This is a genomic window from Rhodovulum sp. YNF3179 (genome assembly GCF_050586465.1).
In the GTDB taxonomy this organism is placed as follows: domain Bacteria; phylum Pseudomonadota; class Alphaproteobacteria; order Rhodobacterales; family Rhodobacteraceae; genus CAJXYS01.
Genome location: NZ_JBOCEG010000006.1, coordinates 13738 through 34930 on the forward strand (window position 1 = coordinate 13738; position 21193 = coordinate 34930).

Sequence of the window (21193 nt, forward strand, 5' to 3'; positions counted from 1 at the left end):
GCGTGACGGCGTTCGAGGCAGGTGAAACTCTTCAATTCCGTAAGAATCTAGCAACAGGCCCGCTAAAATTATTTTATTGTTTCGCGTTTGGTCGATATATCGCAACTTTTTTGATTAAGGAAAAGCTTTGGGCTATGCTTTCTGCATGGACCCACGGAGGGCTTGAGAATGACTTGTACGGCAACATCCCTCGTCACCATCATGTCGATTTGCACGTCCTGGGCACAGGGCGGTGTCGATGAAACCTGGTGGATGACGGGCCGCGATCTGGGCTTCGCAGATGCGGTGCAGACACTTCCCCCGCTTGAGACCTACAAGCCGCCCGCATGGGCCGGTGGTCCTGGTGGCGGGGACGAAGACGATGGTGGCGGCGGTGGCGGATCTACTGACCCAACTATTCCGACCTATTACGGCTGGATGAGCCCGGGCCTCGAAGGCGCGTGGACTTTTGAAGGCAACAGTTATCTCGGGCAGGGCGCAACGATTACAGTCGTCGACGATTTCTCAAGCCGTGACAAGATCAGAGCCAATCTCGGAGATGGCAAGGATCGGCTTCGGCACGGCGAGTGGACGCTCAAGCAAGCCGGCATGGTCGCGCCGAAAGCAACGATGGTAGAAGACGATTTCTACAACGGCAGCGCAATAACACTGACAGACGGCTTTGATATCCTGAACCTGAGCTATGGCTACACCGCGCCTTTGGACCGCGAACTTGAATTCTCGATCGTGGAGGCAGCCAGGGAAGGGACGGCATTGATCGCAAAATCTGCGGGCAACAATAAGGGCTCGGAAGTTGGATACAACGGCGGGGAAGTCTACGACTACCTTTCCCTCGCTCTCATCAACGATCTTGAAGCCGTAACCTTTGGTGAAAATGGCGAGTATATCAACTTCGACCCGGTAATTTTTGCGGGTGCGATGGACTGGAACATGGTGGGGACGGGCGATCCGGACTCGGCGATCGCGTACTATTCGAGCGTTGCCGGTAGCGATCCGCGCGTACAACGGCAATTCCTGGTCGTCGGCGTTGAAGCCGCGTCGAACGCTTACAGCTTTGGGACAGGCCTTGCCGGCACCTCTTTCGCCGCCCCCGTCATTGCGGGCTATGGCGCCGTTCTGAGCAGCAAATTCCAGGACACGGCAACACCGACACTTGTCGCAAAGCGTCTGCTTGAGACGGCGCATAGTAATTTCAGCGGGTATAATATTGCTGTGCACGGGCAGGGCGAGGCTGACATTCTCGCGGCAATAGCGCCTGACGCGCTAGACTGAGGCGAACACTCTGTCTCACTGAGGGGTGTGAACGCCCCGTATTAAGCATTTGCGAGGATCGCACGACGCGTGACTGGAAGATCCCGAAACCGGGAGAGGATGCGCCCGGATCGATGTGGGTGCTGGCGCCCGCTCGCGTGGTGACCGTGTCGAGGCGGGCCATGGCTGGCTTTAAAGCTCTGCTGCGAGGCGGAATTCTTTTTGCGTGGATCTTGATGCCGGAGGCCCCCGCCGTGGCCCAGGCGTTCCTCGAGGATACCGTGCTCGCCGATATCGGCATCAGCCGCAGGTCAGAGAGTGCCCGTTCACTCAGCTGGGGCGAGACACAGCTCTCGGACGGCACGTCCGTCCCCTTCGAGCCCTGGTATTCGAGTGACTGGAGAGACCTCCGGGTCACGCTCCTGACCCTGGTCGATGAGAATTTCGGAATCCTTTGGGGCCTTGGTACCGGAGAGCGCGGTGAAAAATATGAAATCGAGCCGAGCGTTACGCTCGGCTTTATTCGCCGCTTCGACCTGTCCCGGAACAGCAGCCTGACGCTGAGGCTCTCCTACACGCACGGGGGCGATCTGCAGGAGAAGACCTGCAGGGCGGATTATGGCGATATCGGGGGCATTCAGACGGTGAACTGTCGGCTGGCCGCGACGCCTCTGCCGCCACGCGATACGCTGCAATACCTTGTCGACGAGCCACCGGGCGACCAGCTCGAAGCGGCGATCAATTACGTCATCCGGTTTTGATCACAGATCGCGCGGTGCGTTTCGTTGCGCCCATCCGGTCACCTTCAGCTTCGGATCTGGCCACGGCTTCCTTTGGCATGATCTTCAAAGGCTCGATAACGCCAGACCCCAGCCCCTGAGACGCTTTGGATCCAATCTGAAAGCGGTGGCGACAGAGCGAAGGACCCCCAGAAGGATAAGCGCCGGTCGCCTTCTGGCCCCCTTCGGGCGAAACTAATTTTAATTGACGGGTGTGTCTGGAAATCGCCTTAAAGGCGTATTACGATCGAAAATTATTGCGCATCTGATTTCGAGACCAGGATATTCATTTTTGCCCGACACTGCCGCCCGAACCCGTTTTGCCCTTGCATGCGTCATGATCTTCGCGCTCGGCGCTGCACTCGTCCTCCGGGCCGCGCTCGATGCGACTTTCGGCAGGCTCATCTACGTCCTCGATGATCCCTATATCCATCTAGCGCTTGCCGAGAACATTGCCCGGGGGCATTACGGGATCAACCTCAGCGAACCGTCCTCTCCGTCTTCGTCCGTCCTCTACCCGTTCCTGCTCGCGCCCTTCTTCGCGCTGGGCCTGCGCGAGGTCCCGCCGCTCCTGATCGCGCTTCTCGCGCAAGGTGTCGCCGTCTTCGTCCTCGCCCGGTTTCTCTGGGACGAGCTTCTCACCGGGATCGGGATGCCGAGGACAAGACTGGTGATCGCCGCGCTCGCGGCCCTGCTCCTGCCTCTTGCGATCAATTCCTGGGGGCTGCCCTTCACCGGCATGGAGCATTCGATCCATGTGCTGACGACGGTGCTGGTCCTGGTCGGCCTTCACGCCACGTCGCAGGGTGACCGGACGCTCTACCTGGTCCCGGCGATCTGGCTTAACGCGATGATCCGCTTCGAAGGCTTCGCGCTCAGCACTGCTGCCATCCTTGCGCTTTTCTTCCTCCGCCGTCCCCGGGAGGCCGGTGCCGCGCTGGGCCTGACCGGGATGTCGGTCCTCGCCTATGCGGGCTTCATGAAAAGCCTCGGGCTGCCGCTTCTGCCGAGCTCCGTCATGGTCAAGTCGGATGCCTCGGCCAATCTCGTTGGCGGAGATCTCCTGCCGATCGTCGCGGCGCTGGGCGAGACGATCGCGACAAGCCTTGGGAAATACTGGGGTGTGCTTTTCGCGGTCGTGGGGCTCGCCGGTCTGCCCCTCGCGCTCCGCCCGTCCGCCTCGCAGGCCTATCGCGTGCTATACCTCGTCGGGGCCTCGGCGCTGCTCGCCCATCTCGCCCTCGGGAAATACGGCGGGATCGGGCGCTACGAGAGCTACGGGGCGGCGATCGCGGTCATCCTCGTGACGCTCGTCGTCCGCGAGGCGTTATCCGCACCGCGCCTCCGCCACGGCGTCGTTTTCAGTCTTCTCGTGATCTGCGCGATCCCCTTCTCCGGCACGGCGGTCTTGGTCCCCGCTGCCGCGCGCAACATCTACGACCAGCAATACCAGATGCATCGCTTCGCAACCGAGTTCTTTCCCGAACGGGTCGCGGTCAACGATCTTGGCTGGGTGAGTTTCGAGAACGATACCTACGTTCTCGATCTCCACGGCCTCGGCTCGGAGGTCTCGCGCAGGATCCAGGCGGAAACCGGCGGGCACACGGCTGACACGCTCCGCCGTTTGACCGAGCGCCATGATGTCGAGTTCGTGATGATCTATGACCAGTGGTTTGAGGAGGTCGCGGAAAAGCCCTGGTGTCTTGTCGGGGTTCTCGGGACGAGTGCGGTGATCGCGGCAGGGTCCGAGGTCAGCATCTACGTGGTCGATCCCGCGAAAATGCCGGAGATCCAGGCCGCGCTGCGCGACTGGCGTTCGAGCTTGCCTGAAACTGCCGGGCTGGAGCTTTTTGATTGTGACCGGCGGGCTCCCTTGTGATCAGGGCTCCCGATGTCCGACGAGATTGGCTTTTCGCTGCATAGTAAGACGTATGACCAAAGACCGGTAAGCCAGCAGTCTCTTACGGGTCCAATCTGACCAGGCAAAGCCAGAAAAGCGCCCACACGCACGTGACGAAGAGGAAAAGTGTCGCGTGTGATGCACTCACGGCATGATTGTCAATTGGCAGGTCCCGATATAAACTTCGCGAGACTGATAGGCGTCCTGTCAGATAGCATGTCGCGAGAGACCGATGCATAAATTTTTCAAGAGCGAAGACGGTTACGTCGCCGTGCTCGGCGTTATTTCCCTGATCGCGTTCGTCGGAATGGGGCTTCTCATTATCGATGTCTCGCGTGGCAACAATGCCCACTCGGATCTTCAGGCTGCTGCGGACTCCCTGGCGCTTGCCGGCGCCCGCGAGCTGGATGGAACGCCTGCCTTCGATGGCGACATAGGAGCCATCGCGCGTGCAAAGAATGCAATGGCCGAGCTCACGAACAGCGTCTCTCTCCTGGAGCCGGGGGGCGACGGACTGTTTATTGAACTGGAATACCAGGAAGGGAGCACGGCGCAGTTCAGGGTGGAGTTCCTGTCAGCGATTCCAGGAAGCACTGCGGATACCGATGTCTACCCGTTGCCGAGCGGAGACGGTGAGACGGACAGTGACAAGGACCCGATTACCGAAGCCTGGCTGACCACCTACAGTACGACGGACGACACTCAAGCACGGTATGTCTACGTGCGCGCTGAGCCCGTGGGCACGCCTCTTCTGACCTTTTTCATCAACCCCGCGACTGGTGGTCGGGAAACCGTTCCGGTGGCCGCTGAAGCTGTGGCCACTTTTGACTTGGGTGTTTGTAAGGTGCCCCCAGTTTATATCTGTAATCCTGAAAATGAAATTTTGCCGGATGGCAGCAATTCCGATCCAGCTGGCACCTTATTTCTGGAAGCATGGGAAAAAGGGGAATATCACGGCAAGTCGTTTGAGCTCCTCCTTACGCAGAACCCTGCGGGTCCTGGAAATTTTGGCCTCCTTTCGGTCGACGGGAAGGGCCTCAATAGTCTACGTGACTTTATTGCGGATTCACGTCCGCCCATTTGCTTTGACCAGACCCCGGGTGACGATACGGACAACGATACAAAACCTGGCGTAAACGCGGCAGTCCGCCAGGGATTCAATGTAATGTTTGATGAGTATCAAGCCGTTCAGCCAAAAGAACCATTCTGGCCAGCTCCGAACGTTCGGCGGACGGATAGGCCGACAGGTTCCATTGGTTTTACGGCGAATACCGGTACGCCAATTGAAAAAAATGGCGGCATTATAGGCACGGGCGAATGGGATTTGGATACCTATTGGCGGACCAATTTCCCCCAATACTCGGATCCCGATCCCACATACGATCCTGATATCGATGATGGTAAAACTGAAGCAGAGGAGGAAACAGAGAAGCGGTTAGAGGAATACGAGTCTTTGCTTAAGCCCTCTTCTTATGCGGATATGAATCGCTGGTTGGATAGCCCGATTTATCCGATTTTTACCGATTTCGACCCGGATACACAGGCCTTCCTGGACCTGCAGCCGTCTCGCCATGATGTCTATCTCTATGAGCTCGAAGTGTTTTCCGTTACTCATAGTGATGACGGAAGCGTCACCATTTCGCTTGCGGATGAAGGAGCGGTCCCTGATACGGATGCCAGACCTGACTTAAACCACACGCCAGACGGCACCCTGAATAGTCTCAATATTGATCGAAGAATAATCACTACAGCGGTTGCGAACTGCCCTGTGGATCCGGGCCGCGGGACGATCGACACTCTGGCTTATACCGACGCTTTCGTGACAAATTACATGCCGCCGGGCAATAGCTCAATCAAGCTAGAAATCCAGGAGGTCTATCGCGCCGGAGAGGTCAATACGTTCCAACGCCCGAGCACTGATCTGGTTCGGTAAGTTGGAACTTGTGAGCTCACCAGGATTGTAAATCAGTTGCGGCGTTGAAACTACGAATAATGTTTTGGCATCTGTGGCGCCAGTGCGATGAAATCATTTTCAAAAATCCGGCCAAATTATGGATTGAAATAGTGAATCGCTATCTGGAGTTCTCGATGCAGCCAAAACTCTTGAACTTTCATTTCTTATGTTTGGTGTTTGTAAAAAAATATGATCAAGGTTTTTCCTGCCTGTCATCGTGGAAATGTTCTGAACAAGCTCTTTCTAACGCACCTGCAGATAGGTGGCGCTCACAGCATCCGGTTCTCAGCGGTCTGCCAGCCAATCTTGAATGAACCAGTTTCAACAAAAAAATGTGATGCAGAGGAAGGATTTGCCACCCGGGCCGCCATACTTCGAAAGCTGTTCCAGCTCGGCCGGGTCAGGGCGCGGGATGCTTCTGGTCAACGTGGCGTCCGTTATTCTCGCACTTTGCCCTGTTTTGGCACTGCTTCTTGACGTCTCGAGCCCGGAACTTTCCGAAGCCCATGCGCGCATATATGTCGTGTACCTCATCGCGCTGCTGCTCGTTGTCTTTCTCGGAGTTGCGGCACGGCTGAGCCTCGATCGAAAAAGACTGGCCGCAATCGCTTCCGAGCCTGGCCGCCTTCTTGGAGTAAGAACCAACTGGCTCTTCCTCGTGATAATCACATGGATGCTCGCCACGACCTTGCTGATTGGACCTGAAAAGGGCAGGGGGCTCTTCAAGATCGGCGAAATCTGCCTCGTCGTGGCATTCGGCCTCGCAATCTCGGATCTCTCAAAGGCTGGCGGTCCGCACGCCATGGCCAGGCTCTGGTGGGTTCTGGCGCTGGGCTTCACAATCGCAGCAGTTGCATCTGTCGCCGTGCAATTGGAATCCCCTGAACGGTATGGCTCCGGCGGCAGCGCGGGCTTTATCCACATTCGAATGTTCGGGTTTTCGCTTGCGGCTGCCATTGCGATTTTGACTGGTTTTCTGGCGCACAGTCGAGGCTTGCGCCGTAGGTATGCGGTTTGCCTGGCTGGCTTGACCGTCCTCTGGTGTGTCCTGTTCTGGACGGCCAGTCGCGGCGGAATTGCTACAACGATCTTCGCAACACTTCTTTGCGCAATGTTCTTCGTGCAACTGCGCGAGGTGCTGGTTCCCTGGGTGGCGGCTATAGTTGTTGGGTTCCTGTTGTCGCTTCCGATCCCAGGATATTTCAGCACGGGAACGTTGACGGCGATCGATCACGAGATGACGGTTGAAAGCCTTGGTGCCGGGCGGCTCAATATCTGGTCGAACGTGCTTACCCTGATCGGTCAGAGCCCCTGGACCGGACACGGCTACGCACAGTTCCCGGCCTTGATGGAAGTTCATAACCCTGACCTCGTGCGAGTAGCCCATGCACACAATATCGTCCTGGAAAGCCTGCTCGCAGTCGGCATTCCCGGCACGCTCATCCTTGCGGCAGCAGCTATTGTGGTCTGGTTCCGCTGGATATTTGATGTCAGGAAGGACAACACTGTTGACCGTCTCGCCGCATTTCTCGTGATAACGGTCTTGTACGGGTATTCCTTTGTCGATGCCGTTTATTACTATCCACAGTCGCTTCTGTTCTTTGCGGTGGCGGTCGGAATTCTGGGAAGCAGGCAGGCGCAGCGCCCTCCAAAAGAGATCGATTAAAGAGTATCCAGAAAAAGAGAATGCGGCTTCCATAGTGATCAATCATCTGGGTCCGCGATCACAAACCCGTGCTCATGGACTGACAGGTGGCGGTTGATGCGGAGATGACTGGCCTGCATCTTTTTTCTAATCATTTCGGACTGCCTCGCGCCAGCAGATCAATGTCAGGAGGCCGAGGAGCGGTAAGAAGAACAGAAATCCGAACGACAGGTTTTGCCCTAGCGGGACAAAGATCATCAAGAAGGGAAACAGGTACAGCGTGAGGATGACACCAGTCTTGATAAGCCTGCCGACTCGGGGCTCATAAGCGAGCCGGAGCAACGGCAGGACGAGCAAGACCCAGTCATAGGCAAAGTTGTAGGGCGTGGCCGGCACGGCCGCGGCCATGCTGAGTGTAGCAACGGAGCGTAGCGACGCGCCCTTGACCAGAAGGAAGACAATCAGTCCGCATAGCAGCACGGAGAAAGCGACCTGTAGTGCCATCGCGGTTTCGCGTGCAGCGCCCAGGGAAAGTGCGAAGGTGAATGGCGAGGACATCAGTCGCCAGTTTACATACCCGCCGGCCACCACCTCCGAGACGATTCCCGGGTTCTCGCTCAGGAAAATCTTCCAGGGATCGAGGCCATAGAGAAGGATCGAAAAAGCGACAAGCGCGCCGGCTGAAACACAGGCTGTGACCAGCGCTCTCCATTTCCTGGAGGCGAGTACCAAGATTGGGAACAGGAATGTGAGATGCGGCTTGACGCAGACCAGCCCTAGCGCGATTCCGGCACGTGCAGGCTTGTCATCCAGCAGGCGTATGAACAAGACTATCAGCCCAGCAACGAGGAACGACGCCTGGCCGGTTATCACGGTATAGACGACGGCCGGCGCCGCGGCGATGAGCCATCCCTCCGCACCTGATCGTACGACTGGACGCAAGGTTATTGCGAAGAAGACAGCCGTTCCCGTCATCCATACCGTGTAGGCGAGCGCGAAAGGTAGCTTGGCCAGCGCGTGAAAGAGCGGGAGAATAACCGGCGGATAGGCCCAGCCGACCACGTAATCGACGCTCGGAAGGACTTCCCGATAGGCATCGAACAGGATGCGGGCGTCGTACGCCTCGGCAGACATGCCTTGAGCGGCGAGGAGCCCGGCTCCATACATTGCCACAAAGTCTGTTCCGAGCCGGGGGAATGGCAGGCGGTCAGTGCCGAGAAAGAGCGCAATGATTGCCGCTGAAAGGAGATAGGAAGCGATCAGGATCTTAGGGTAGGCGCGGAGCCGATGTTCTGTCAGGAAGACCCGTCGTCCCTGGAGGACATGTGTCGGACCTGGGCCGACCTTTCCGGTGATTTGCCTGTCTTTACCCATGTCGGTCGATATCCGATAGACACACACTTGAGATCCTCCCCGCAGGGACTGGTTTTCCTTGCGGTCGTTTCAGAAACCCGCTGCGATCTTGCCGTGCCTGATCAAGCTGCACAACCTCGCAGCCTTGTCCGATCGGCCTCTCGGTCCGGGCCTGACATGGAAGAGGTTTCCCGCCCGGATGGCGGTCTCGTTCCCCTTTCCGGAGGTGGTGGCGACCTGGCGGCGCAAAAGTCGCAATTCAGCACGTTCGGCCATTCCATTCCGTTCGGTCGATGTCTCGGCGGGCCACCAATATCCCGGCCATCACCGCGAAGGGCAGGGCAGCCTCGGGATAGAAATACACCCCGTCCAACAAGGCGTAGGCAAGAAGCGTGGTGACACCCAGAAGGCTGCCGATTCCGGCTTCGCTCGAGGCAGCGCGTTCTGACCGGAGCCATCCCAGCCAGGACCAGAGAACAAGCCCGGCGAGCAGGAATGTAGCCAGCCCGCCGATCGCCAGCCAGGCTTCGAGAACGATGTTGTGCACGTGTGGCATGGCACGTTCAGGCGCGTCGCCAGCCTCGACGGCTAGGGCGTAGTACTGGGCATATCCATGACCCGTGAGCGGGCGCTCCTGGATGAACCCGATGACGCGTTGCCAGAGCACCCATCTCCCTGATGAGAGGCTGTTGATCTCCAGGTCATGCGCCAGAATCGTGGTGGCGCCGGAATTGCCGAGGCCGGGGAGGACGAGGGCTGCGGCAAAGCCGATAGCCATTGCGGTCAAAACATGGAGCCAGACACTGCGTAGCGGTGTGATCAGCGTCGCGAGTAACGCGAAGGCAAGCAAAACGGATATGATTCCGCCACGGCTTGCACTCCAGAAAAGGACGGTCCAGCCTGAACAGAGGAGAACATATCCCCGGGCGCTCTGTCGGTCAAAAGAGGGGGAGCCGGCAATCCAGCCTATCGACAGAGCGATCGCGATCGCGGCTGAGAACCCAAAAATCCTGATATGGATGAAGCCGGGTATCCGGGTCCCTTCGAAAGCGTCTCGAAAGACAAGATCAGCCGTCATCGACAGGAGCAGTGCAAGAATGAGCCCGGTTGCGAGTGCCCGCAAAAGGCGGGCAGCAAAGGCGTCACCAACTCTGTAGTAGAGACGTGTTGCGGCGAGACCCGCGAGGATAAAACCGCTCAGCTCGACGAGTTTCAGAAGCCCGTAAATCCTGTTCTCTGCGAAGATCAGTGTAACAAGGGCCGCCCAGAGAAGGAGGCCACAGAGGATCAGGACGGCTGGGCGCTTCGTCGGAGACCTCGGGGACGCAGAGTGGGTAGCCAGGAGCCACAAGATCAGTAGTCCCAGGACCGCGTAATGAATGCCCAAGATGGCGATGATGGTGCCATTCTGGCCGGGAGCGATCAGCTCGGGCAGCAACGCGAAGAGGGGCCATGCACCGAAAACCAGGGGCAGGATATCGGCAAGACGTCGTGTTTGTGCGACCATAAGATACCCTTCCTGTAGGTCCTGACCCGGTGTGAGGTGATCGCGGCTTCGGGCCCAAAACCCCTCTGGACTGGGTACACTGTCACATATCTCACCTGATCGGTGAATCTGGAAAGCCGTGCCTTGATATGCTCGGTCGATGCCCCTGACCAGATCACGCATTTTCCCGGCGACAGCTTTGAGGTCCCGGGGCATCGGGGCTTGGTTTTTAACGAACCTGATATCAACAGGCGCAGACAGCCCTTTAACGGCAGACACACTGCCCGCGCGTCACGGTCCCAAATCGACCCCTCGGCGCAACGGCGGCCGCCGGCGGTGATCTGCTGAGCGGGGGATTGCCGGTCCCGACCCGGGCGCCGCGCTGCCCTTTTTTTCGCCGCATTCCCGAAATAGCCCCGTGGAGAAGATCTCCTGACGCGGGGGATCGGGATACCCTCAAACCACTCTGCGAGGACCGTTTCGATGAAGAGCAACCTGAAGAAGTCCGTGGCTGTCATCGCACTTACCGCCATGACGGCGATGCCGATCGCAACCGGAGTCAGCCTTTTGATGGCCGATACCGCACAGGCGAAGGGCAATGGCGGCCAGGGCAACGGGAACGGCGGCCAGGGCAATGGGAGCAGCCAGGGTCGTGGCGACGCCGACGCCGCGGAGCGCGGTGGTCCGCCCGAGGGACGCGGCCAGGGCCGCGCCAAGGCGCGCGGGCCCGGCGCCGCTGACGAGGAGAGCGGCAGCCGTGGTCGAGGCGCGATGGCCTCCGCGCTCGGCTACCTGAACGCGGCCCATGCCAGCCCGACGGGGCGCGCGAACGCCGCGCCGAACAGCATGCCGGGGATGCTCTACAGCTACGAGCAGACAGGCGGCGTGACCGCTGTTCAGATCGCGTTTCTGAACGATCTGAAAAGCCAGATCGTCGGTGATCTCGAAACGGGCCTGCAAGATCTCGTCGAACAGCAGCAAGACCTCGAAGCTCTCCTAAGTGATCGCGTGCGTCTCGCTGAACTGGTCGGAAACCTCGAAGACGGTGAGGCTCTCGAGCCGGGAGATGATGGGTTCGCTCCTGAGCTCGATATCAATGGTGATGGGGTTCTGGATCAGCGCGACATTTCCGAGATTGATGACAATGACCTCGATGCCGACGGGGACCTCGATCAGGCAGACCTCGACATTTTCGACGCGTATGACGTCGATGCGGACGGGGACCTGGACGCAGACGACGTTGCCGCGCTAGAGAATCTGGAGGCTGCCTATGCTGCCCTCGGCGCGATCGGCGATGGCCGGGCGCTGACCCTGACCGCGGATGAGCTTGACGAGCTGAACCGGCTTCTCGATCTCGACGAGAGCTGAGCGAGGCAAACGGCGAGACACGCGTGGTCCCGGCGCAGGCGGGCGCCGGGCGATATGTGCGGAAACCCGTGCCTGAACCGCCTGCCTGGTGGCCTGGATGGCCGAGCGCCGAGCCTGTTAGCGTTGTGTTCCGGACAAGGCGGTCGGTCTTGAGATCACAAGCCAGTTCAGGAACTGCGAGACGCTGTCCACCTGGTCGTCGTGGCGCCCATTTGGAAACAGGGCCAGCTCGCGCCGGAGCTCGGCCAGCCAGGGTGCATCCCGCGGCAGGGCGATGCGCCCGGCCTCGATGACCGGGGTCACCGCCATGAGGCGGGTTTGTTTGTCGTACCGCGGCACGATCCCGCGGATGTTGAACCGCGTTGTCTGCTTCAGGTCCTGGATCAGCTGTACACCCGACCCGGCGCTCTCGATCAGGATGAGGCTCGGGCTCCAATACCCGGCATGCGTAATGAGCTGCCTTCGAAGCTCAGGGAACTCCAGCTTTCGCCGGAACACGTCGAGCAGCCAGGCCTCATGGTTCCGCCTGACCAGCCACGTGGTGCACACGGAGTAGTCATTCGCTTCCTCTGCCTTCGAGGCCGTGTCCCAACTGTGAACCAGCTGGTCGCCGGGGCCGCGCTCAGGCGGCGTATCGTAGCTCGGAAACCATTCCCACTTGACGAGGCCGCCGCCCAGCGGCGCCGGGCGTTGCTGGTACTGGGCCGCGAAGACGTAAGAGCCCAGTTCCGCGCGCCGACGGTCCAGCAGTTCCTGAGGCAGCCGCTCGGGGTGCAGGAGATCTCCTTCCCGGCGCATGATCCGCCGCCCCTCACCTAGAGCGATCACGGTCGGCTCTTCCGCGATCGCCTGGAGGTCGAGGTGCACCCAGCCGCCCTGTGCCAAAAGGACCCCCGCGAGGTCCTCCTCGTGGACTCTTTGCTGGATCAGGATGATCGGGCCGGTCTTCGGATCGTTCAGCCGGCTCAGCAGGGTAGAGCGGAACCACTCGATGACGGCCTGCCGCTTTACCTCCGAGGCGGCGTCCTCCGGCTTGTGCGGATCGTCGATCACGATGATGTCGCCCCCGCGCCCGGTCAGCGCGCCCCCGACCGAGGTCGAATAGCGCCCGCCCCCGAGCGTGGTCTCGAAGTCGCTCCGCGCACTGCGCCCTTTCGCGATCCGCGTGCCTCGAAAGCAGGACCGGTACCAGCCCGACTGCATGATTTTTTGGGAGTCGAGAGCGAACTTTTCCGCGAGGCTGTCGGCGTAGGACACCGCAAGCACTCGTTTCCTGGGGTTGCGTCCGAGAAGCCAGGCCGGGAAAGCCACCGAGGCCGAGATCGATTTCAGGCACCTGGGCGGCATGGTGATGACCAACCGCGTGATCTCGCCGCGCTCGACCTGCGCGAGGCGATGCGCGATTGCGTCGATGTGCCAGTTGTGAAGATACGTGCTGCCCGGGTCGACGGCCTCGAAGCTTTTCTGGATGAAGCTCGAGAGGTCGTTGCGCAGAAGCGCGCCGAAGACGTCATGGAGGGTCTCATCCGGCGTCATGGCCGCCCCCGTCATCAGCAGGGCCACCGGCCTCGGTCTGCCCGCACCCCTGCCTCTGCCTGAACCGTTCCAGGATCTCGTGGTCGGTGGATGTCAGGCTGCGTGCTTCGGTGACCAGGTCTTCGTCGTCCAGCTGATGGGCAAACTGAAGGAATCGATCGATTGCGCGCGGGTCGCCTTCGAGAGCCTTTTCGCGGAGTCGCAGTAACGCTGCCATCCGCGCCGTCACCTTTCGGGGTCTGGCCCCCTGGGTCACGGTCGTTTTTTCGGTGAGCGCCTCGCGGAGCTCGGTCTTGAAGTTTCGTGCACCCTTGGGACGGCCCTTCCTGTTGCCGGACTGCCCCTTCCGGAAACGCGTGTGTTTCGGTGGCCGGCCGTAGCCGATCTTGTATTCATCATCCCCATCGCTCATTGGGGCGTCTCCCCGTTCTTCTCGAGCTCGGAGAGCTGGCTGCGGCGGAGGGTCGGAAGATTTTCCCGTCCGAGCCGCTCCGGGGTCGCCCGCCGGCCACTGCCGGCAATGACGCTGCTCTCCTCATGGACGAGTCCCGGGCCTGGAAACCCGAAAAACTGGATGCTTTGCACGAGCCTCCGGATCTGGCGGTCATCACGGGTCAGCGTGTTGCGGGAGGATTGTTTGCGGTCGCGGAGGGCGACGCTTTCGAACCTGGTAGCCATGGGTAGTTTTCCTTCGGCCGAGCGCGCAGGGAACTGCACGCGCATGTGACGGCGACAACCGTTCAACTTCGGGTTTTAGGTTTGTCCGCAGCCGCCTTTTCCCAGGCTTGCTGCCTTGCTCCTTCCGGAGCTTGCCGCCACGGGCCCATCCAGGCTGTGGACTTGCGCAAGTGTGCACGGTGGCCATCCAGCCTGTCTCCCCGGCGCACTTGCACATCCGGAAGACCTCCCGCAACTACATGGTGCGGAAACCTGGCATCGAACGTCAACATCTTTCTTCAGTATCCAGCGCCGAGCCTTTGGGTCGAGCGCATGGCGCTTCGGTCGTCGCGCCTCTCGCGCCCGATGGCGCGGCAGGCGAACGGAGCTACGATGACAGTCTTGGAACGGCGTGCAGCTCATCCAAAGCCTTGGCACCAGGCCTGGGCCTTGTCGCCCGCTTGCTCTCCCGCAGCGGCCGGAGGAGCCTAGGGTCCCGGCACCTCGGGCATGATGTCGACCGGCGTGACGGTCATGTTATCGATCGACCAGCCTTCGCCCGGGTATGGGGAATCGCCGCCGCGCCCGAACCCGATCCGCGTCTCGGGCGTGGGATTGCGCACGACGACCTGCATCCGGTAGGTGCTCTGCCGGTCGACGTTCGAGCGAAGCGCATCGCGCCCGGTCGTCGCGCCGTTCTCAGCGGTCGTGTTGGCCGTCTCGATGCGCTGCTGGATCGCGGCATCGTCGGAGATCCGTTCGTGATCCATGAACTGGTAGGCGACCCGCCCGGCTTCGTGGTCGTTGACCAGCGTCCCGTCGATCCGGCCATCGCGGATAGAGGTGGCATCGAGCATCTCGCCGTTCACGAACACCCGGAAATCGTCGTGGCGCTCCATCTTGCCGATCGCGGTCATGTCGAACTCGACGACGGCGAATTCCGTTCCCGGCTCGAAGGCGAAGGTGTTCGAGAGCACCTCTTCGCCGCTCTGGTCGTAGAACGGGCCGAGCGCGTCGGAGATGAGCGGATCCGTGTAGGAGGTGATCGCGGTGCCCCAGCTTGCGAACCCGTTCGAGAAATCGAACGCGGTCTCGCTGGAAGGTTCCGCCGGCACGACCACCTGCTCGGACATGGAGGTATCGATGTCCGTGGTCAGGCTGCCGATACCGGGCGTGACCGCGGCGAGCACGGCCATGCCAAGCCCAACCACGCTGGCCGAGAGCACCACCCAGTCGGCGGTGATCGAGCCGTCTTCGGCACGCACGAACTTGATGACCGCGGTCTTTAAACTCAATGATCTTCTCCGTTAGCGGCGAATTCATCGGTCAAGTTTGCAGAAAATTATGCGTTTTTAGTGGAACGGATGTGACGGCCTTGACGCGATCGGCCGAATGTCAGCCATTCCCTTGGGGGCGCATCGGGGGTGTGGACCGAAAGTGACCGCCTTGCCGGCCCCGGTCGGGGGCGATGGCAATGCAGGCTGCGTATGAACAGGAGGGGGCGCGTGGTGTCACGCGGGCCCCCTCCTTGGTCTACGCACGGAGGACTGGTACAAGGCCCCGCGCGCGGGCAGCGGCCCGCACACGGACAGGGTCAGGGAACGCCGTCAGAAGGAGTAGGCCGTCGTCCCGAAGCCCGAAAGCGCGCTGTCGATGTCGGTCGACAGGTTGCCGACGCCACCGGATACAGCGGCAAGAACGGCGATCCCGAGGCCCACGATTGCCGCGGTCAGAACGACCCAGTCGACCGTTACGGCGCCGGACTCGTCATTGTTGAAGGTCTTGATCAACCGGATCAGTTTCATGTTCGTCTCCATTGCAGCAGGACAGGCTTTCCTGTCGGCACGGAACAAGCAATGACAGCAGTTTGTGACCGGAAAAGGGCACCAAGCGTTCTTCTTTAAGTGGAATCATGGGCAATATGGACACGGACCCCCGGCGTCGTCCTTGCCCGGGGCAGGTATGGGCCATGCCTTTTGGGAAGGGTTGCAGAATTCCCCGCGGTTCGCCTTTGCGTCCAGGGGGGCGGGAACCCGCACTTGTGGCGCCCGTGCCTTGGCGGGGACGACTCGAAGGCTCGATAACGCAGGTCACCGCTCCTCTGCCGCGGCAATCTCCACGATCCGCCGCTGGCTTCCCCGGGCATGGCGGGCCTGTCGCAAGCCCATCCGTATTTGCGAGACAAGCCGACGCAGGCGGTATCGGCGGCGCTGGGCGGCTGGCAGGTCCGACATGCTCGGCCGGTCGACCTGGCCTATGGATGAGGAGACCGCGATCGGCGAGGTCATCCCGTGGCGTTCGCATTGGTCGAGCTGGATCGCCAGCGCCGGATCGGCCTGCCAGGACGTCAGCTCGTAGGCCGCGCAGATGACGGCGTCCGCGAGGCCGGGCGCGAGATCCGTTCGTGCCAGCAACTTTGCAGCGCCGGAGGGCCGCAGCACATAGGCCGCGGCGCCGGTCCGATCCTGCCAGAGCCGCCGCATCGGTGCCGCGGGGTGCGGGGAGCGGGCCATCAGCTTCTTGCGGCCGCGTTCCTCGAGCGTGACGTGCTCGGCCTCCTCCAGCGAGGCGACAGCGTCGAGAAAGCGGGGCACGCGAGGCATGAGCAAGGCATCGTCTTCCAGGACCAGGTGCGGGGCGCCGCTGTGCAGAACCTGCCGCCAGGCCGCGCGATGGGAGGCCAGCGCCGCCATCTCGGTGACGCGCATCGGGCGTTCCCACCGCGTCCAATAGGGATCGTCGGCAGGTGGCAACAGGGTCTCGGCCGTGACCGCCGGCAGGCGCTCCCAGCCGATGCTCAGTCGGTCGAGCTGCCCTGCCATGAAGTCCATGCGGGCCTGCGCATCGTCGAGATTTATGACGAGGGCCTTCATCCCTTGCGCGCCAGCGGATCGCGCAGGTCACCGGCAAAAACCGCCAGGTAGTCGTTGACGATCTGCTCTTCGCTGAAGAGCTCCGCGAGGCGCCGGTGACCGCCGGCGACCAGGCGCTCGGCCAGCGCGCGATCGTCGCGCAGCCGGATCAGGGCTGCCGTGAACGTATCGAGATCGTCGATATCGGTCATCAGCCCGTTCCGCTCGTCCTGCATGAACCACGACGGCCCCTCGCTCCGTGTCGAGACGACCGGGACGCCGGCCTGCCAGCCTTCGAGCACGACGTTCCCGAGTGGTTCGTGACGTGACGGCATGCCCAGGGCATCGGCGGCCGCGATATGGTGGATGGGCTCGTCGACCCAGCCGATGAAACGGGTGCGGTCGGCCACGCCCTCGGCGGCGGCCAGCTCCTCGAGCGCCGGGCGCTCTTTCCCGTCGCCGATCAGCCAGAGCCATGCCCCGGGTATCCGCGCCGTCGCGCGGATCAGCATGTCCATCCCCTTGCGCCGCACGAAGCGTCCGGCGCCACATATCAGGAAGGCGTCCTCGGGGGTGTCATGGGCTGCCCGCGCGACGGGGGCCGGCGTCACGGGCCTGGCGAAGTTCGAAATCGTCAGCATCGGTTTCGTCCAGCCCATCTCGCGGCAATGACGGCCGATGTCCGGGGTATTGCCGATCAGCGCGTCGCAGCGCTGGAAGTGGCGCAGATGACGCGGGAAGTCGCCGAGACGCGCGATCTTGACCGCGCCCTCCCAGTCGGGGATCAGCCGCGCCGCCCGCGGCATCCAGGCCATGATCCCGTCCGGTTGCCACTCCCGGCAGAGCCGCCGCACGCGCCATTCCAGAAGCGGTGCGGAGAGCGAAAGACGCCGGTAGTCATTCAGGATCACCGGGCCGAGCGCGGCGACCGCCTCCCCCCAGCTTCGGTTCGGGCGGATCACGAAACGCTGATTGACCCCGCGGCGCGCGAAGGCCGTGGCGAGGTTCACGAAGAAGCGCTCCGCGCCGCCTTCCTTGCCGAAGTGCAGGTGCAGGATCTTCGGTGCGCCGCTCATTGCCCATGCCCCCGGGCGCGGTGCCAGTGAAGCGCCGCGCGATACCGCAGCTGGTAGCCGAGACCGCGGACGAGCCGGGCAAGCCCGCCGCCCCCGGCCGCGCGCCGGGCCGTGCCGATCGTGCCCGTCGCGGCCTGCTGGTCGCCCACCGTGATCGGCGGAGGCAGGACGAGCGCGACGCGCAGCCCGGTCTCCCAAAAGAATTTCTGATCCTCGTCGACGGGCCGGAAGAAGGGGACAGCGCGGCGCGCGAGATGCGCCGCCGCCGCCCGGGTCAAGGCATAGCCGATCATGCAGGTGGGGACGCGGTAGGGGATGACGAGGTCATGGTTCGGGCCGTGTGGGCGATGCCGCACTGTCTTCGGGGAAGCATCGAAGGAAAAGAGCTTCACCATGTCCCAGTCACGTCCGCCATCTGCGGACAGCAGCTCCAGCACCCGGCCGAGGTCGTCCGCCGCCTCGAAATCATCCTCGAAGACGATCCCTCCGGGCGCATCGCCGGCCGCGATCCGCTCCCACGCGGCGATGTGGCTGAGATAACACCCGATCTCCGGGCGCACCAGCGGGTGGCGCGCGCGCCTGCGATTTGTCTCGGCGTCGTAGACGCGGGCGATTTCGTCCTCCGGCAACTCCCAGCCATTGACCGCCTCGATCCGCTCATGGGCGATGCCCTGCGCGGCCAACGCCGCGGCACTGTTCTGCATGCGCGCCGTGTTGGCGGCGAGGTTAATGACGTAGGAGGGCCACATGGGGTTGCCTTGTCTGCGAGACCGGTTTGCGTGTCACGGAATATTCGTCGCCGCCTGCCGCATAAACTAGCGGGAGTGCAAGCTCAGCACCTGAACATCCAAAAAGGGAACGGAGCCTCAGCCGGTGGTATCTCTCTCGAAATCGGATTAGCCGCTCACCTTGTTGACAGCATCTGGGAGAGCTGTGTCGTGTTTTTGATATCCGGTCCGGACCATGAGGACATTCTTGAAGCGTTCTCCGGCTTTCTCATACCCTTCGCTTACCAGGTATTCGATTAGTTCGGCGATCTTTGGCGCGCCGACAATATGTGGGTGCAGTTCCACAAGGATTGCCCGAACCTTCGCGAGATCAGCGGCCGGCAGCAAATCTGTTTCGGCGCCCTCGACATCCATGACAATGATGTCCGGTTCATGACGCATAATCACGTCGTTAATCGCGTCACTCTCAACTTCGATCTCGGAAGCCTCCAGATCCCGATCGATGAGCGAGGATGAGATGATGTTTTCGTTCTTGAAGAAACGAATTGGTGTGCCATCGACGGTGACGGCTTTCATCTCCAGCCTGGGCTCGAGTCCGTTCAGCGCGTAATTTCCATGGATAATGTCCTTCAGAACTGGATTGGCTTCATAGGACAGCACCTGGCCCTCGCCCGCCAAGCGAGTACACAGCAAGCTTATGAAGCCGATGCCGGTTCCGATTTCCAGGACACGGCTATGCGGACGAACCACCTCGCGCACGAGCTCTCGCTCGCCTTGTTCGTAGGTGCCTTTGAAAAGCATGTTTCGGACGAACTCGGGCAACGTATCCGCGCGCGAGTTCAACTTGATACCGTCGAGCTCGACGACCCTCGTGCCTATCATGCTGTGCCAGAAACGTCTGGCCGATCTGAAAGAAAGCCTAATCTTACTGCTCCTGTCTTTGCTTGCGAAGCTGTCCTGGATACCGTTAGCACTCTTTCTTAGGTGATGCATCACTGTAAAAAATTTTCTCAATTGCAGCCAAGCTTATAATCCTTGGGGTAATTGTGCTTCCAGAATAATACGCTTCAACTATTGGGCATCAAATATCCATAGGACTCTAAATGATAATCTGTCATCTCCTGAAGGCGTACATTATCCTTTGAGACATTTTCTTGAATTTGTTCTTCAATAAACTTCAGGTCCTTATGCAAAATCCTATTCTTAACCGTTCTCGGAAGGAGTTTTGAAAGAGAAATCCGCACTACCTCGCGGAGGCCGGGCACGCCAAGTGCAGCGTATGCATTTCCTGGCAGGGGCTTGCCTAGTAAATTGAGCCTACGGAAGAGCCTATGTACACAATATAAATCATACCTACCGGTGTTCAAATTAGCTTTCTCGTTCTCTATATCCATTTTCGAAATTCCCATAAATGAAAAAATTTCATTTAAAGCTGTATTTGTATTTCTGAATATATTTTCAGCTGGCATGACGAGGACACGGTCTTTTCCAAAGCTTTTCTTGTACCAATCCACTAAGGCAGAAAAGCAATAGTATTCGATTTGATGCTGTGAAAATTGATCTGGATTTCGCGGAATTAGAAAGTCCTCTAAGCGCGCAGTTCCAGCGTATCTGACTAAATAATCAGAATATGTCGAAAGTATCATTTTTCGCTGCTCTCTGATTATAATTAAAATCCTGGCATTGGGAAACGACTTGTGAATACGGTTGGCGATTATCGAGCCCTGTATGCCCCCACTGAAGGGATGTCCAGCCCAAGACTCGTTAGAAATCGCAAGCTTCTTACCAATTTTCTTAGAATAATTATTGCTAGAAAATTTCTTGAGATCTCTTTCCTCAGTTGCAAAGGGGCAAACTGACCAGCCGCTAGCCATTTTATCATTAAAAATCCAACTTCCAGATTTAAAGTAATAGTTTTCCCCAGTGCCGTGATACTGAGATATGGATCTGTCGCGTATTACTTCAATTTCTGGATGATTGCCTGAGAATAGGGCGGACTGCAAAAGAGAACTGGCCGCTTTAGCATACCCGATATGAATGAGCAAATTGTCATCAAAAATATCGCCTCTGGATCCTTCGTTGGCGGCAGTGTTCATGATCATACATATTTCCAGTCGTTGACGGCCTCTACTATTAGTCTTACCCCCTCCTCTTAGTTCATGACGGGTCTCAAAGCCACAGCCAGTCTAGGCGGCCACAAACGGAAGCATCGGCCTCATTTAGCGATGACTGTTGAAGACGGTGGTTATGTATGTCTTCACGCGAAAGAGTTCCTGTGCTCTCTTTCCGAAGAGACAATGGATTCCGGTAATCAATTAGGCTCAAAATGATCGCAAGAACGGGAAGGTTACGGCGACCGCGACGGGAGTGGGGAAGGGTTGCCAATGTCATTTGTGGCGTCAAGGCGCCTCTTTTGGCTCGTCGCTCCGACCGCAGTTGCCCACTTGATAGAATGTCTCTCCTCACACCGAAGTCGGCTTCAAGTCTACAGGGTCAAATACTTAATAACGCTCGCGCCTACCAGCCCCGAACGGGTCCCGGAACGAATCCGCAGGGGCTCAGATGCGCACAGACCGCGTAGCATGCTGGCTTCCCTCGCAGCCCCCCC

At 59.9% G+C, this 21193-nt stretch carries 19 protein-coding genes; 7 read left to right on the plus strand and 12 right to left on the minus strand.

Annotated elements, in window-relative coordinates:
- Positions 1–168: 168 nt before the first annotated feature.
- The 6 genes from ACQ5SP_RS11710 to ACQ5SP_RS11735 all read left to right on the plus strand — a co-directional run bounded on the left by ACQ5SP_RS11710 (position 169) and on the right by ACQ5SP_RS11735 (position 7550).
- On the plus strand, positions 169–1272 hold the full coding sequence (locus ACQ5SP_RS11710) for a S8/S53 family peptidase (RefSeq protein WP_430938560.1): 1104 nt from the start codon (positions 169–171) through the stop codon (positions 1270–1272).
- Positions 1273–1385: 113 nt separating this feature from the next.
- Positions 1386–2012 (plus strand): hypothetical protein, encoded by a 627-nt coding sequence (locus ACQ5SP_RS11715; RefSeq protein ID WP_430938561.1) that lies wholly within the window; start codon positions 1386–1388, stop codon positions 2010–2012.
- A gap of 355 nt (positions 2013–2367) precedes the next feature.
- Entirely contained in the window at positions 2368–3909 is a 1542-nt protein-coding gene (locus ACQ5SP_RS11720) for a hypothetical protein (RefSeq protein WP_430938562.1), read from the plus strand.
- 253 nt (positions 3910–4162) lie between these two features.
- Complete coding sequence (locus tag ACQ5SP_RS11725; RefSeq protein ID WP_430938563.1) at positions 4163–5863, plus strand: TadE/TadG family type IV pilus assembly protein; 1701 nt, start codon at positions 4163–4165, stop codon at positions 5861–5863.
- A 59-nt stretch (positions 5864–5922) separates the two neighbouring features.
- Positions 5923–6198: a hypothetical protein gene (locus ACQ5SP_RS11730; RefSeq protein WP_430938564.1), complete on the plus strand. Its 276-nt coding sequence runs from the start codon at positions 5923–5925 to the stop codon at positions 6196–6198.
- On the plus strand, positions 6195–7550 hold the full coding sequence (locus tag ACQ5SP_RS11735) for an O-antigen ligase family protein (protein WP_430938565.1): 1356 nt from the start codon (positions 6195–6197) through the stop codon (positions 7548–7550). Before ACQ5SP_RS11730 ends, ACQ5SP_RS11735 begins: the two co-directional genes overlap by 4 nt.
- 126 nt (positions 7551–7676) lie before the next feature.
- Here the strand turns inward: ACQ5SP_RS11735 and ACQ5SP_RS11740 are convergent, their stop codons facing one another.
- Both ACQ5SP_RS11740 and ACQ5SP_RS11745 read right to left on the minus strand, forming a co-directional pair.
- Positions 7677–8903, minus strand: coding sequence for a glycosyltransferase family 87 protein (locus ACQ5SP_RS11740; protein ID WP_430938566.1), 1227 nt, complete (start codon positions 8901–8903; stop codon positions 7677–7679).
- Positions 8904–9141: 238 nt separating this feature from the next.
- On the minus strand, positions 9142–10389 hold the full coding sequence (locus tag ACQ5SP_RS11745) for an O-antigen ligase family protein (protein ID WP_430938567.1): 1248 nt from the start codon (positions 10387–10389) through the stop codon (positions 9142–9144).
- A 462-nt stretch (positions 10390–10851) separates the two neighbouring features.
- Here ACQ5SP_RS11745 and ACQ5SP_RS11750 point away from each other — a divergent pair, with 462 nt between their 5' ends.
- Complete coding sequence (locus ACQ5SP_RS11750; protein WP_430938568.1) at positions 10852–11736, plus strand: hypothetical protein; 885 nt, start codon at positions 10852–10854, stop codon at positions 11734–11736.
- A 117-nt stretch (positions 11737–11853) separates the two neighbouring features.
- On the opposite strand, the gene terL is transcribed toward ACQ5SP_RS11750, so the two are convergent.
- The 10 genes from terL to ACQ5SP_RS11800 all read right to left on the minus strand — a co-directional run bounded on the left by terL (position 11854) and on the right by ACQ5SP_RS11800 (position 20681).
- Entirely contained in the window at positions 11854–13272 is a 1419-nt protein-coding gene (gene terL / locus ACQ5SP_RS11755; RefSeq protein ID WP_430938569.1) for a phage terminase large subunit, read from the minus strand.
- A complete protein-coding gene (locus tag ACQ5SP_RS11760) occupies positions 13259–13684 on the minus strand; it encodes a DUF5681 domain-containing protein (RefSeq protein ID WP_430938570.1) in 426 nt (141 codons plus the stop codon). Before ACQ5SP_RS11760 ends, terL begins: the two co-directional genes overlap by 14 nt.
- On the minus strand, positions 13681–13950 hold the full coding sequence (locus ACQ5SP_RS11765; protein ID WP_430938571.1) for a hypothetical protein: 270 nt from the start codon (positions 13948–13950) through the stop codon (positions 13681–13683). The genes ACQ5SP_RS11760 and ACQ5SP_RS11765 overlap by 4 nt, the downstream gene beginning before the upstream one ends.
- A 467-nt stretch (positions 13951–14417) precedes the next feature.
- Entirely contained in the window at positions 14418–15224 is an 807-nt protein-coding gene (locus ACQ5SP_RS11770; protein ID WP_430938572.1) for a hypothetical protein, read from the minus strand.
- A 312-nt stretch (positions 15225–15536) separates the two neighbouring features.
- Entirely contained in the window at positions 15537–15734 is a 198-nt protein-coding gene (locus ACQ5SP_RS11775) for a Flp family type IVb pilin (RefSeq protein WP_430938573.1), read from the minus strand.
- Positions 15735–16019: 285 nt separating this feature from the next.
- Positions 16020–16802, minus strand: coding sequence for a glycosyltransferase family 25 protein (locus ACQ5SP_RS11780; RefSeq protein ID WP_430938574.1), 783 nt, complete (start codon positions 16800–16802; stop codon positions 16020–16022).
- Positions 16799–17857, minus strand: a complete 1059-nt coding sequence (locus ACQ5SP_RS11785) for a glycosyltransferase (protein WP_430938575.1) — start codon at positions 17855–17857, stop codon at positions 16799–16801. Before ACQ5SP_RS11785 ends, ACQ5SP_RS11780 begins: the two co-directional genes overlap by 4 nt.
- Positions 17854–18606 (minus strand): glycosyltransferase family 25 protein, encoded by a 753-nt coding sequence (locus tag ACQ5SP_RS11790; RefSeq protein WP_430938576.1) that lies wholly within the window; start codon positions 18604–18606, stop codon positions 17854–17856. Before ACQ5SP_RS11790 ends, ACQ5SP_RS11785 begins: the two co-directional genes overlap by 4 nt.
- A 147-nt stretch (positions 18607–18753) precedes the next feature.
- The gene (locus tag ACQ5SP_RS11795) at positions 18754–19467 is read right to left on the minus strand and encodes an FkbM family methyltransferase (protein ID WP_430938577.1); all 714 of its coding nucleotides are present in this window, start codon (positions 19465–19467) and stop codon (positions 18754–18756) included.
- Positions 19468–19652: 185 nt separating this feature from the next.
- Complete coding sequence (locus ACQ5SP_RS11800) at positions 19653–20681, minus strand: hypothetical protein (RefSeq protein WP_430938578.1); 1029 nt, start codon at positions 20679–20681, stop codon at positions 19653–19655.
- Positions 20682–21193: the final 512 nt, after the last annotated feature.